The organism is Streptomyces macrosporus (assembly GCF_039533145.1).
In the GTDB taxonomy this organism is placed as follows: Bacteria; Actinomycetota; Actinomycetes; order Streptomycetales; family Streptomycetaceae; genus Streptomyces; species Streptomyces macrosporus.
In genome coordinates, this window is the sequence record NZ_BAAASZ010000027.1 from 17,277 (window position 1) to 30,473 (window position 13,197).

Genomic DNA, 13,197 nt, shown 5'->3' on the forward strand with positions numbered 1-13,197 from the left:
CGGGACCCCGCACCGCGGGAAGCGGCCGTGCCGGTGGGCGCACGGCCGCTCTCGTAGTCTTGGGCCCGTGCAGGAACTCCACGACGCCCCCCTCGCCCCGCTGACCACCTTCCGGCTGGGCGGCCCGGCGAGACGCCTGATCACGGCCACCACCGACGAGGAGGTGACCGAGGCGGTCCGGGCCGCCGACGCCGACGGCACGCCACTGCTGGTCATCGGCGGCGGCAGCAACCTCGTCATCGCCGACGAGGGCTTCGACGGCACCGCCTTGCGCATCGCCACCACCGGCTTCCGCCTGGAGGGCACCCGGCTGGAACTGGCCGCGGGCGAGAACTGGTCCGACGCCGTGGCCCGCACGGTCGAGGCGGGGCTGGCGGGCATCGAGTGCATGGCCGGAATCCCCGGTTCCGCCGGCGCCACCCCCATCCAGAACGTCGGCGCCTACGGCCAGGAGGTCTCCTCCACGATCACCGAGGTCGTCGCCTACGACCGCCGCGTCGGCGAGACCGTCGCCATCCCCGGCTCCGAGTGCGGCTTCTCCTACCGGCACAGCCGCTTCAAGGCCGACCCCACCCGCTTCGTCGTGCTGCGCGTCCGCTTCGAGCTGGAGGACGCGGACGGGCTCTCGGCGCCCATCCGCTACGCCGAGACCGCCCGCGCGCTGGGCGTGGAGGTGGGCGAGCGGGTCCCCGTGGCCAGGGCCCGCGAGACCGTCCTCAAACTCCGCGCCGGCAAGGGCATGGTGCTCGACCCGGAGGACCACGACACCTGGTCCGCCGGCTCCTTCTTCACCAACCCCGTCCTCACCGAGGCCGAACACGCGGCCTTCCTCGCCCGCGTCGCCGAGCGGCTGGGCCCGGACGTCGTCCCGCCCGCCTACCCGGCGGGAGACGGCCTGGTGAAGACCTCCGCCGCCTGGCTGATCGATCGGGCCGGCTTCGCCAAGGGGTACGGCGACGGGCCGGCCCGGATCTCCACCAAGCACACCCTCGCCCTGACCAACCGGGGCTCGGCCACCACCGCCGACCTGCTCGCCCTGGCCCGCGAGGTCCGCGACGGCGTGCGCGCGGCCTTCGGGGTGACGCTGGTCAACGAGCCGGTGACCGTCGGCTGCTCCCTCTGAGCCGGGCCCGTCCGGGCCCGGCCCTCCGTCAGGCCGCCGCCTCCTCCGCCTCCGCGGGGGAGGCCAGCCAGGCGTCGACGTCCGCCAGGATCTCCTTGCGGACGTCCTCCGGCGCGCTCGAACCGCGCACCGACTGCCGTGCCAGCTCCGCCAGTTCCGCGTCCGTGAAGCCGTGGTGTCTGCGCGCGATCTCGTACTGGGCGGCCAGCCGGGAGCCGAACAGCAGCGGGTCGTCGGCGCCCAGCGCCATCGGCACACCCGCCTCGAACAGCGTCCGCAGCGGCACGTCCTCGGGCTTGTCGTAGACGCCCAGCGCCACGTTGGACGCCGGGCACACCTCGCAGGTCACCTGCTGGTCGGCCAGCCGCCTCAGCAGCCGCGGGTCCTCGGCGGCCCGCACCCCGTGCCCGACGCGGCTCGCGTGGAGGTCGTCCAGGCAGTCGGCGACGCTGGACGGCCCCGACAACTCGCCGCCGTGGGGGGCCGACAGCAGGCCGCCTCTGCGCGCGATGGCGAAGGCCCGGTCGAAGTCGCGGGCGAAACCCCGCCGTTCGTCGTTGGAGAGCCCGAAGCCGACGACCCCGCGGTCGGCGTAGCGCACGGCCAGTCGGGCCAGGGTGCGGGCGTCCAGCGGGTGTTTGACGCGGTTCGCGGCGACCAGCACCCGCATCCCGAGCCCGGTCTCCCGGCTCGCCGTCTCCACCGCGTCCAGGATGATCTCCAACGCCGGGATCAGCCCGCCCAGCCGCGGCGCGTACGAGGTGGGGTCGACCTGGATCTCCAGCCACCGCGACCCGTCCCGCACGTCCTCCTCGGCCGCCTCGCGGACCAGCCGCCTGATGTCCTCCGGCGAGCGCAGGCAGGAGCGCGCGATGTCGTACAGCCGCTGGAAGCGGAACCAGCCCCGCTCGTCCGTGGCCCTCAGTCTCGGCGGACGGCCGCTGCTCAGGGCGTCCGGCAGGTGGACGCCGTACTTGTCGGCGAGCTCCAGCAGGGTGCTGGGCCGCATCGATCCGGTGAAGTGCAGGTGCAGGTGGGCCTTCGGCAGCTTGCGGACGTCGCGAACACTCTCCATCCAGGGATTTTGCCGTACGCGGCGACACGCCCGAAAGTCGCGGGCCACGATCGGGGACCGGCCCGAACACGCGGACGGGCCTCCCGGAGCGTGCTCCGGGAGGCCCGCGCGGCGTGCGTCCGCCGTGTCAGTCCCGCGCCTCGGCCAGCAGCTTCTGGATCCGGGAGACGCCCTCGACCAGGTCCTCGTCGCCCAGCGCGTACGACAGCCGCAGGTAGCCCTGGGTGCCGAACGCCTCACCGGGGACGACCGCGACCTCGGCCTCCTCCAGGATCACCTCGGCCAGCTCCACGCTGGTGGTCGGCCGCCTGCCGCGGATCTCCTTGCCGAGCACGCCCTTGACCGACGGGTACGCGTAGAAGGCGCCCTCCGGCTCGGGGCAGGTGACGCCCTCGATCTCGTTCAGCATCCGCACGATGGTCTTCCGGCGGCGGTCGAACGCCTCGCGCATCTCCGCCACGGCCTCCAGACCGCCGGAGACGGCCGCCAGCGCGGCGGCCTGCGCCACGTTGGAGACGTTGGAGGTGGCGTGCGACTGGAGGTTGGCGGCGGCCTTCACCACGTCCTTGGGGCCGACGACCCAGCCCACGCGCCAGCCGGTCATGGCGTACGTCTTGGCCACGCCGTTGACCACGATGCACTTGTCGGCCAGCTCCGGGACGAGCACCGGCAGCGAGGAGAACTCCGCGTCGCCGTAGACCAGGTGCTCGTAGATCTCGTCGGTGAGCACCCACAGCCCGTGCTCGGCGGCCCACCGGCCGATCTCCTCGGCCTGCGCGCGGGAGTAGACCGCGCCGGTCGGGTTGGACGGGGAGACGAACAGCACCACCTTGGTGCGCTCGGTGCGGGCCGCCTCCAGCTGCTCCACGGAGACGCGGTAGCCGCTGGTCTCGTCGGCGACCACGGGCACCGGGACGCCGCCCGCGAGCTTGATCGACTCGGGGTAGGTGGTCCAGTACGGCGCGGGGACGACGACCTCGTCGCCCGGGTCCAGGATCGCGGCGAAGGCCTCGTAGATGGCCTGCTTGCCGCCGTTGGTGATCAGCACCTGGGAGGCGTCGACCGCGTAGCCGGAGTCGCGCAGCGTCTTCGCGGCGACGGCCTCCTTCAGCTCGGGGAGCCCGCCGGCCGGGGTGTAGCGGTGGAAGCGCGGGTTCCGGCAGGCTTCCACCGCGGCTTCGACGATGTAGTCGGGCGTCGGGAAGTCCGGCTCGCCCGCGCCGAAGCCGATCACCGGCCGCCCGGCGGCCTTGAGGGCCTTGGCCTTGGCGTCGACGGCGAGCGTGGCGGACTCGGAGATCGAGCCGATCCGGGCCGAGACCCGGCGCTCGGTGGGTGACTGGTGGGGAGGGGTTGCAGCGGTCATAGGGGCATCGTCGCAGACCGGGGGAGGCCCCGGCACGCGGGTTGCACACGGGTTTGGGTGGAAAGGCGCCGGGGGGACGGGGGAGGTTCGGACCGGTCCGGGGTTACGTGTTCGACGGCGGCGCGCGAAGCACGTACACTCACCGTCGTTGGTCCCGACCGATCATCCGGCGAACCGCGTACTCCGCGGGTCCGTTCGGATGCTGTAGGTTGGGGGGCGACAAAGGGTCGTAGCTCAATTGGTAGAGCACCGGTCTCCAAAACCGGCGGTTGGGGGTTCAAGTCCCTCCGGCCCTGCTACACGCATCTGGAGCAGGTGCGTGCACGTGTACGTACTGGACGCACCGCCGTACGGCCGGGCCGGACGCGGCACGGCACGCGGCCAGGACCCGGATGCAGGTGAGGACGAGTGGCGGAGATCACGGACTCCATCGAGGTCCCCGAGCCCGGGCGGTCGCAGGACGACAAGAAGCCCCGGCGCGGTGGCAAGCGCGCGAAGAAGGGCCCTCTGGGCCGTCTCGCGCTGTTCTACCGGCAGATCGTCGCGGAGCTGCGCAAGGTCGTCTGGCCCACGAAGCGTCAGCTGTCGACGTACACCACCGTCGTGATCGTCTTCGTCGTCATCGTCATCGGCCTGGTGACCGTGATTGACTGGGGATTCACGAAGGCCGTCACGTACGTCTTCGGCTGATCCGCCCGCGGAGGGAGCTTCCCGGGCACCTTTCCGCATGTTCGACCCCTTGAAGCCAGGAAGAAGCAGCCACCGTGTCTGACCCGAACCTGAACGACGCCGTCGACTCCGCCGAGGGCGATGGCACCGCGCCCGACGTCGTCGAGGCGACGGGCGGCGTCGACGGGGCCGAAGCTGCCGACACCGCCGAGGGCACCCTGACCGAGCGGGTCGGGGAGGACGCCGATTCCGACGAGTCCGACGACGAGGCCGATGGCGCCGAGTCCGTCGACGAGGCGGAGGAGGCGGAGGAGGAGCCGGTCGACCCGGTCGCGGCCCTCCGCGAGGAGCTGAGCCACCTCCCCGGCGAGTGGTACGTCATCCACACCTACGCGGGCTACGAGAAGCGCGTGAAGGCCAACCTGGAGCAGCGCGCCGTCTCGCTGAACGTCGAGGACTACATCTACCAGGCCGAGGTGCCCGAGGAAGAGATCGTCCAGATCAAGAACGGCGAGCGCAAGAACGTCCGTCAGAACAAGCTCCCGGGCTACGTCCTGGTGCGCATGGACCTGACGAACGAGTCGTGGGGCGTCGTCCGCAACACCCCGGGCGTCACCGGCTTCGTGGGCAACGCCTACGACCCGTACCCGCTGACCCTGGACGAGGTCGTCAAGATGCTCGCCCCCGAGGCCGAGGAGAAGGCCGCCGCCGAGGGCGGCGAGGGTGCCGCCGCGCCCAGCCGCAAGGTCGAGGTCCAGGTCCTGGACTTCGAGGTCGGCGACTCGGTCACGGTCACGGACGGTCCGTTCGCGACCCTCCAGGCGACGATCAACGAGATCAACCCCGACTCGAAGAAGGTCAAGGGCCTCGTCGAGATCTTCGGTCGCGAGACCCCGGTCGAGCTCAGCTTCGACCAGATCCAGAAGAACTGACCCGGTTCTTCCGGTCGATCGCTTCCGGCCAGGTCAGGTCCACTCTCGGGTGGGCCTGACCTGGCCGGTTTCCGGCCGCGCCGCGGTACCGGCTATCGTGGTGCGGTATGCCTCCGTGCGGGTGGATTCGACCCGCCGGGGGAATCACCACCTCTCACTAGGACCCGGAGAGAACATGCCTCCCAAGAAGAAGGTCACGGGGCTGATCAAGCTCCAGATCCAGGCCGGTGCCGCGAACCCGGCCCCGCCGGTCGGCCCCGCGCTGGGTCAGCACGGCGTCAACATCATGGAGTTCTGCAAGGCCTACAACGCCGCGACCGAGTCGCAGCGCGGCTGGGTCATCCCGGTGGAGATCACGGTCTACGAGGACCGTTCCTTCACCTTCGTCACCAAGACCCCGCCGGCCGCGAAGATGATCCTCAAGGCCGCGGGCATCGAGAAGGGCTCCGGCGAGCCGCACACCAAGAAGGTCGCGAAGATCACGCGCGAGCAGGTGCGTGAGATCGCCACCACCAAGATGCCCGACCTCAACGCCAACGACCTCGACGCCGCCGAGAAGATCATCGCCGGCACCGCCCGTTCCATGGGCGTCACCGTCGAGGGCTGATCCGCTCTCTTCGCGGTACTCCGCCCTCCGGCGCGGTACTCCGCGAAGTGCACGCCGGGCCTCGCTCCACGGCGTCCCGTGAAGCGGGCGAGCCGAAGGGCGCGCCGGTGTCGAAGACGCACGGCGGCACGGCGGGTGGGACACCCCGCCGGCGAAGCCGGAGACGCGTCGACACCGGGTCACAGCGCGCGGAGGCGGCCCGGGCACAGTTCGAGAGAGTGGCAGGGTCAGGCGCTGGCCCCCTGGACCACGACTCCTCACACCGAAGAAATCTGGAGCAGAAGTGAAGCGCAGCAAGGCTTTCCGCAGTGCGGACGCCAAGGTCGACCGGACGCGGCTGTACGCCCCGCTGGAGGCCATCCGTCTCGCCAAGGAGACCTCCCCGACCAAGTTCGACGCGACCGTCGAGGTCGCCATGCGCCTGGGCGTCGACCCGCGCAAGGCCGACCAGATGGTGCGCGGCACCGTGAACCTCCCGCACGGCACCGGTAAGACCGCCCGGGTCCTGGTCTTCGCGACCGGCGACCGTGCCGCGGCCGCGGAAGCCGCGGGCGCCGACATCGTCGGCTCCGACGAACTGATCGAGGAGGTCGCGGGCGGACGCCTGGACTTCGACGCCGTCGTCGCCACCCCGGACCTGATGGGCAAGGTCGGCCGCCTGGGCCGTGTGCTCGGTCCCCGTGGTCTGATGCCGAACCCGAAGACCGGCACCGTCACCCCGGACGTCGCCAAGGCCGTCACCGAGATCAAGGGCGGCAAGATCGAGTTCCGCGTGGACAAGCACGCGAACCTCCACTTCATCATCGGCAAGGTCTCGTTCGACGAGAAGCAGCTGGTGGAGAACTACGCGGCGGCGCTGGACGAGATCCTGCGTCTGAAGCCGTCCGCCGCCAAGGGCCGGTACATCAAGAAGGCCGTCGTCACCACCACGATGGGCCCCGGCATTCCGGTCGACCCCAACCGCACCCGCAACCTCCTGGCCGAGGAGGAGGCCGCCGCCTGATCCAGGCGCGTCCCCGAGGGCAACGGCCGGGCCCCGCTTCCGAGTTGGAGCGGGGCCCGGCTTTTTCGGTGCCTGTGTGCGGCACCTCGTGGTCGGTACTGTGAGGCGTGTCCGACACCACACCGACAGGGGGGACCATGCGTCTCACACACAGGGCCGTGCTCGGGGTCACCACCCTGGTGACGGCCGTGGCGCTCTCGGGGTGCTCCGGCGACGGGGGAGGAAACGACGGGGCGGCGGGGGACCGCGGGCGGCCGAGCGCCGTCTTCCAGGCCATCCGGACGGCCGTGGAGAAGACGGGGGAGGCCAGGACCGCCGAGGTCGAGCTGACCGTGTCGATGCCCGGCGTGACCGGCGGCGAGACGAGGATGTCCGGCGTGCTGGGCTGGGAACCGGCCGTCATGGACGTGACCGTGACCGGCGGCGCCCTCGGGCCGGGGAAGGGCCCGGACCGGACGCGGATGCTCCTGGTCGACGAGGTGATGTACGTGCACCTCGGCGAGGAGGCCGGCGAGACCTTCGGCGTCGGGCCGTGGGTGAAGACGGACTTCCGGGCGATGGCGGAGAAGACCGGCGCCGAGTGGCCGGCCGAGTCGTCGGTGAACGGCCTGCTGGGCATGGGCCGGAGCCCGGCCCACCAGATGGCCCTGCTCCTGGACTCGCCCGACATCGAGCGGATCGGCGAGGAGACGGTCGACGGCGTCGTCACCGAGCACTACGGCGGCACGCTCACCATGGAGGAGGCCCTGGAGGCCGACTCCTCCTCGGGGCGGCTCGCTTCCGAGGAGCGCGAGGAGATGCTGGACGCCATGGAGAAGGCCGGGGTGGAGGGCTTCGACATCGAGGTCTGGGTCGACGAGCGCGACCGCCCGGTGAGGATCGACATGGAGATGGACGGCCCCGAGGGGACGATCGCCGTCTCGCAGACCTACGACGACTACGGCGTCCCGGTCTCGGTGGAGGCGCCGCCGGCGGACGAGACGACCGACCTCGTGGAGGTGTTCGAGCGGCTGAGCGGACGGGACGACGAGGGGATCGGCGGCGTCTGAGTCCGGATTTGCCCGACGCGACGGCGTTCACGTACTCTTCCACGGAAGCCAAAGACCGCTGGTCGTTGCCGTGTCTCTCGTGGATCTCCATCGGATCCCGGAGCGCGGTGGCCGAAGGATCCGCTTGGAGCGGGCGACCTGCGCAGGTGACCGTGGAGGACTTCCGGACGTGTGTGTCCGGTCGAGTCACGCCCCGTGCCCTGCGCCGGGGCGTTTCGTTTTGCGCAAGCCCCCTTCCTCGTGCGCCCGACGTGGGCGGTCCGGCGTCATGGCCGGCCGAAAGGTCCGGTCGAGGATCGCATCACCCGGAAAGGAGGGCCGAGGCTCATGGCGAGTCCCGACAAGGTCGCGACTGTCGCGGAGATCAAGGAGGAGTTCCAGAACTCCACCGCCGCTGTTGTGACCGCGTACACCGGTCTCAGCGTCGCGCAGCTCAAGAACCTGCGCCGTTCGCTCGGTGAGAACGCTCAGTACCGTGTGGCGAAGAACACGCTGACCAAGATCGCGGCCAACGAGGCCGGGGTCACCGAGCTCGACGAGTTCTTCGTCGGCTCGACCGCTGTCGCGTTCGTGACCGGTGACCCGGTCGAGGCGGCGAAGAGTCTCCGTGACTTCGCCAAGGACAACCCGCAGCTCGTCATCAAGGGCGGTGTCCTTGAGGGCAAGGCGCTGTCCGCGGACGACATCAGGAAGCTCGCGGACCTCGAGTCCCGCGAGGTGCTGCTCGCCAAGCTGGCCGGTGGCATGAAGGCGTCCATGGCGAAGGCCGCGGCGACCTTCCAGGCCCCGCTCTCGAAGTTCGTCCGCACCGCGGACGCCCTTCGCAGCAAGGTCGAGCAGGGCGGTGCCGGTACGCCGGCTCCCGCCGAGGCCGAGTAACCACAACGGCGCACTCGGTCGCAGCGGGCCACTGTACGCCCGCCGACATGGACAATCCGGCACCAGCCGACTTAGTGGAAGGACCGCCATCATGGCGAAGCTCAGCCAGGAAGAGCTGCTCGCGCAGTTCGAGGAGATGACCCTCATCGAGCTCTCCGAGTTCGTGAAGGCCTTCGAGGAGAAGTTCGACGTCGAGGCCGCCGCCCCGGTCGCCGTCGCCGCCGCCCCGGGTGGCGCCGCCGCCGGCGGTGCCGCCGAGGCCGAGCCGGAGAAGGACGAGTTCGACGTCATCCTCGCCGCCGCCGGCGACAAGAAGATCCAGGTCATCAAGGTCGTGCGCGAGCTGACCTCCCTGGGTCTGAAGGAGGCCAAGGACCTGGTCGACGGTGCTCCGAAGCCCGTCCTGGAGAAGGTCAACAAGGAGGCCGCGGACAAGGCCAAGGAGGCCCTGGAGGGCGCCGGCGCCTCGGTCGAGGTCAAGTGACCTCGGGCATCACCGCGTGACTTCGGTCACTCTCGGAGTCCGCTGACTCCACTCCCACCGAAGGCGATCACCCATGAGGGTGGTCGCCTTCGGTCGTTTCCGCGACGGTCGTCTTGTCTGGCGAAGCGTGGCGGGTAAGGTGATCATCGCTGTCCGGCCGCACGTCTCCCGACGACCTCGGGGGGTGGGGGCCTTGACGAACGGCACGTAGCGCGCAATTCTCAGGACGCGTCGTCACACCGATCCACGATCCGAGGCATGGATCGCCGACGAAGCGGGAAACCTTGCGGCAGGTGTTGAACAACGAGGGGCTCGCCCCCTCCCGGAGGGAGAGATTGGTACCCCGTGCCGGTCTCCGGAATCCGCACTGGACATCAGTGGGCCTTGTGGCTACACTGACCCTTTGCGCTGCCTATTAACTGCCCCCTGCCCGTCACCAGGGGCACGGCATGCGCGTAGTGAGTCCGAGCCCTCGGAAGGACCCCCTCTTGGCCGCCTCGCGCAACGCCTCGACTGCCCATTCGAACAACGGCGCCAGCACCGCCCCGCTGCGTATCTCCTTTGCGAAGATCAAGGAGCCCCTCGAGGTTCCGAACCTCCTTGCGCTGCAGACCGAGAGTTTTGACTGGCTGCTCGGCAACGACGCCTGGAAGGCTCGCGTCGAGGCCGCGCTGGCCCGCGGTGAGGACGTCCCCACCAAGTCCGGTCTGGAGGAGATCTTCGAGGAGATCTCCCCGATCGAGGACTTCTCCGGGTCGATGTCGCTCACCTTCCGCGACCACCGCTTCGAGCCGCCGAAGAACTCGATCGACGAGTGCAAGGAGCGCGACTTCACCTACGCCGCGCCGCTGTTCGTCACCGCCGAGTTCACCAACAACGAGACCGGCGAGATCAAGTCCCAGACGGTCTTCATGGGCGACTTCCCGCTCATGACCAACAAGGGCACCTTCGTCATCAACGGCACCGAGCGTGTCGTCGTCTCGCAGCTGGTGCGCTCGCCCGGCGTGTACTTCGACAGCACCATCGACAAGACCTCCGACAAGGACATCTTCTCCGCCAAGGTCATCCCCTCCCGGGGCGCCTGGCTGGAGATGGAGATCGACAAGCGCGACATGGTCGGTGTCCGCATCGACCGCAAGCGCAAGCAGTCCGTCACCGTCCTCCTCAAGGCCCTGGGCTGGACCAACGACCAGATCCTGGAGGAGTTCGGCCAGTACGAGTCCATGCGCGCCACCCTGGAGAAGGACCACACCCAGGGCCAGGACGACGCGCTGCTCGACATCTACCGCAAGCTGCGTCCGGGCGAGCCGCCGACGCGCGAGGCCGCTCAGACGCTGCTGGAGAACCTGTACTTCAACCCCAAGCGGTACGACCTGGCCAAGGTGGGCCGTTACAAGGTCAACCGGAAGCTGGGCATCGACCAGCCGCTGGACGCCGGTGTGCTGACCGTCGAGGACATCATCGCGACGATCAAGTACCTGGTGAAGCTGCACGCCGGCGAGACCGAGATGACCGGCGACAACGGTCAGACGGTCGTCGTCGAGACCGACGACATCGACCACTTCGGCAACCGTCGCCTGCGCAACGTCGGCGAGCTCATCCAGAACCAGGTCCGCACGGGTCTGGCCCGTATGGAGCGCGTCGTCCGCGAGCGGATGACCACCCAGGACGTCGAGGCGATCACGCCGCAGACCCTGATCAACATCCGGCCGGTCGTCGCCTCCATCAAGGAGTTCTTCGGCACCAGCCAGCTCTCCCAGTTCATGGACCAGACCAACCCGCTGTCGGGTCTGACCCACAAGCGCCGCCTGTCGGCGCTGGGTCCGGGCGGTCTGTCCCGTGAGCGGGCGGGCTTCGAGGTCCGTGACGTGCACCCGTCGCACTACGGCCGCATGTGCCCGATCGAGACCCCCGAAGGCCCGAACATCGGTCTGATCGGCTCGCTCGCCTCCTACGGCCGCGTCAACGCGTTCGGCTTCGTGGAGACCCCGTACCGCAAGGTCGTCGACGGCCAGGTCACCGACGAGGTGCACTACCTGACCGCCGACGAGGAGGACCGCTACGTCATCGCGCAGGCCAACGCGCCGCTGACGGACGATCTGCGGTTCGCCGAGGGCCGTGTGCTGGTCCGCCGCCGCGGCGGCGAGGTCGACTACGTCCCCGGCGACGAGGTCGACTACATGGACGTCTCGCCGCGCCAGATGGTGTCGGTCGCGACCGCCATGATCCCGTTCCTGGAGCACGACGACGCCAACCGCGCGCTCATGGGCTCGAACATGATGCGCCAGGCCGTCCCGCTGATCCGGGCCGAGGCCCCGCTGGTCGGCACCGGCATGGAGTACCGCTCCGCGGTCGACGCCGGTGACGTCATCAAGGCCGAGAAGGACGGCGTGGTCCAGGAGGTCTCCGCCGACTACGTCACGGTGGCCAACGACGACGGCACGTACACCACGTACCGGGTCGCCAAGTTCTTCCGCTCCAACCAGGGCACCTCCTTCAACCAGAAGGTGATCGTGGACGAGGGCGACCGCGTGGTCGAGGGCCAGGTCCTCGCCGACGGCCCCTCGACGGACCAGGGCGAGATGGCGCTCGGCAAGAACCTGCTCGTGGCGTTCATGCCGTGGGAGGGCCACAACTACGAGGACGCGATCATCCTGTCGCAGCGCCTCGTCCAGGACGACGTCCTCTCCTCGATCCACATCGAGGAGCACGAGGTCGACGCCCGTGACACCAAGCTCGGCCCCGAGGAGATCACCCGGGACATCCCGAACGTCTCCGAGGAGGTTCTGGCGGACCTCGACGAGCGCGGCATCATCCGCATCGGTGCCGAGGTCGAGGCCGGTGACATCCTGGTCGGCAAGGTCACGCCGAAGGGCGAGACCGAGCTGACCCCGGAGGAGCGCCTGCTCCGCGCGATCTTCGGCGAGAAGGCCCGCGAGGTCCGCGACACCTCGCTGAAGGTGCCGCACGGCGAGACCGGCAAGGTCATCGGCGTCCGCGTCTTCGACCGCGAGGAGGGCGACGAACTGCCTCCGGGCGTCAACCAGCTCGTCCGCGTCTACGTGGCCCAGAAGCGCAAGATCACCGACGGTGACAAGCTCGCGGGCCGCCACGGCAACAAGGGCGTCATCTCCAAGATCCTGCCGATCGAGGACATGCCGTTCATGGAGGACGGCACCCCGGTCGACGTCATCCTCAACCCGCTCGGCGTCCCGTCCCGCATGAACCCGGGACAGGTCCTGGAGATCCACCTGGGCTGGCTCGCCTCCCAGGGCTGGAAGGTCGAGGGGATCGACGAGGAGTGGAAGAAGCGCCTGGCCGCGATCGGCGCCGACGAGGTCGCCCCGCGCACCAACGTCGCCACCCCGGTGTTCGACGGTGCCCGCGAGGACGAGATCGCCGGTCTGTTCGAGGCCACCCTGCCGAACCGCGACGGGGACCGACTGGTCCTGCCCTCCGGCAAGGCCCGGCTCTTCGACGGCCGCTCCGGCGAGCCGTTCCCGGAGCCGATCTCGGTCGGCTACATGTACATCCTCAAGCTGCACCACCTGGTCGACGACAAGCTGCACGCCCGCTCGACCGGTCCGTACTCGATGATCACCCAGCAGCCGCTGGGTGGTAAGGCCCAGTTCGGTGGCCAGCGCTTCGGTGAGATGGAGGTGTGGGCGCTGGAGGCGTACGGCGCCGCGTACGCCCTCCAGGAGCTGCTGACCATCAAGTCCGACGACGTCACCGGCCGCGTGAAGGTCTACGAGGCCATCGTCAAGGGCGAGAACATCCCCGAGCCGGGCATCCCGGAGTCCTTCAAGGTGCTCATCAAGGAGATGCAGTCCCTGTGCCTCAACGTGGAGGTGCTGTCCAGCGACGGTATGTCCATCGAGATGCGTGACACCGACGAGGACGTCTTCCGCGCCGCGGAAGAACTCGGTATCGACCTGTCCCGGCGAGAGCCGAGCAGCGTCGAAGAGGTCTGACGGGCCGGCCGGGGCGCCGCACCCCTCCCCAGGGAG

11 protein-coding genes and 1 tRNA gene are annotated in these 13,197 nt (G+C 69.7%); 10 read left to right on the forward strand and 2 right to left on the reverse strand.

The features are described 5' to 3' along the window. The first annotated feature begins 67 nt into the window (after positions 1 to 67). Positions 68 to 1,123, forward strand: coding sequence for a UDP-N-acetylmuramate dehydrogenase (locus ABD335_RS19160; protein WP_344324799.1), 1,056 nt, complete (start codon positions 68 to 70; stop codon positions 1,121 to 1,123). 28 nt (positions 1,124 to 1,151) lie between these two features. On the opposite strand, the gene ABD335_RS19165 is transcribed toward ABD335_RS19160, so the two are convergent. After that, positions 1,152 to 2,198, reverse strand: a complete 1,047-nt coding sequence (locus tag ABD335_RS19165; protein WP_344324801.1) for an adenosine deaminase — start codon at positions 2,196 to 2,198, stop codon at positions 1,152 to 1,154. A gap of 127 nt (positions 2,199 to 2,325) precedes the next feature. Continuing rightward, positions 2,326 to 3,564, reverse strand: coding sequence for a pyridoxal phosphate-dependent aminotransferase (locus tag ABD335_RS19170; RefSeq protein WP_344324803.1), 1,239 nt, complete (start codon positions 3,562 to 3,564; stop codon positions 2,326 to 2,328). Positions 3,565 to 3,787: 223 nt separating this feature from the next. Here ABD335_RS19170 and ABD335_RS19175 point away from each other — a divergent pair. The 9 genes from ABD335_RS19175 (at position 3,788) to rpoB (ending at position 13,161) form a co-directional block, all read left to right on the forward strand. Then, a tRNA-Trp gene (locus ABD335_RS19175) sits at positions 3,788 to 3,860 on the forward strand. A gap of 112 nt (positions 3,861 to 3,972) precedes the next feature. After that, positions 3,973 to 4,254 (forward strand): preprotein translocase subunit SecE, encoded by a 282-nt coding sequence (secE, locus tag ABD335_RS19180; RefSeq protein ID WP_344324805.1) that lies wholly within the window; start codon positions 3,973 to 3,975, stop codon positions 4,252 to 4,254. Positions 4,255 to 4,328: 74 nt separating this feature from the next. Beyond that, complete coding sequence (nusG, locus tag ABD335_RS19185; RefSeq protein WP_344324808.1) at positions 4,329 to 5,165, forward strand: transcription termination/antitermination protein NusG; 837 nt, start codon at positions 4,329 to 4,331, stop codon at positions 5,163 to 5,165. A 175-nt stretch (positions 5,166 to 5,340) separates the two neighbouring features. Next, positions 5,341 to 5,772 (forward strand): 50S ribosomal protein L11, encoded by a 432-nt coding sequence (rplK, locus tag ABD335_RS19190; RefSeq protein ID WP_344324811.1) that lies wholly within the window; start codon positions 5,341 to 5,343, stop codon positions 5,770 to 5,772. A gap of 283 nt (positions 5,773 to 6,055) precedes the next feature. Beyond that, positions 6,056 to 6,775 carry a 50S ribosomal protein L1 gene (rplA, locus tag ABD335_RS19195; RefSeq protein WP_344324814.1) on the forward strand — a complete coding sequence of 240 codons (720 nt, stop codon included), beginning with the start codon at positions 6,056 to 6,058 and terminating at the stop codon, positions 6,773 to 6,775. A 137-nt stretch (positions 6,776 to 6,912) separates the two neighbouring features. Then, a complete protein-coding gene (locus ABD335_RS19200) occupies positions 6,913 to 7,824 on the forward strand; it encodes an SCO4651 family lipoprotein (protein WP_344324817.1) in 912 nt (303 codons plus the stop codon). A 327-nt stretch (positions 7,825 to 8,151) separates the two neighbouring features. Continuing rightward, positions 8,152 to 8,703 carry a 50S ribosomal protein L10 gene (gene rplJ / locus ABD335_RS19205; RefSeq protein WP_344324820.1) on the forward strand — a complete coding sequence of 184 codons (552 nt, stop codon included), beginning with the start codon at positions 8,152 to 8,154 and terminating at the stop codon, positions 8,701 to 8,703. Between the two features lie 91 nt (positions 8,704 to 8,794). Continuing rightward, complete coding sequence (rplL, locus tag ABD335_RS19210; protein WP_344324823.1) at positions 8,795 to 9,187, forward strand: 50S ribosomal protein L7/L12; 393 nt, start codon at positions 8,795 to 8,797, stop codon at positions 9,185 to 9,187. Between the two features lie 488 nt (positions 9,188 to 9,675). Beyond that, positions 9,676 to 13,161 (forward strand): DNA-directed RNA polymerase subunit beta, encoded by a 3,486-nt coding sequence (rpoB, locus tag ABD335_RS19215; RefSeq protein ID WP_344324829.1) that lies wholly within the window; start codon positions 9,676 to 9,678, stop codon positions 13,159 to 13,161. The last annotated feature ends 36 nt before the right edge of the window (positions 13,162 to 13,197 follow it).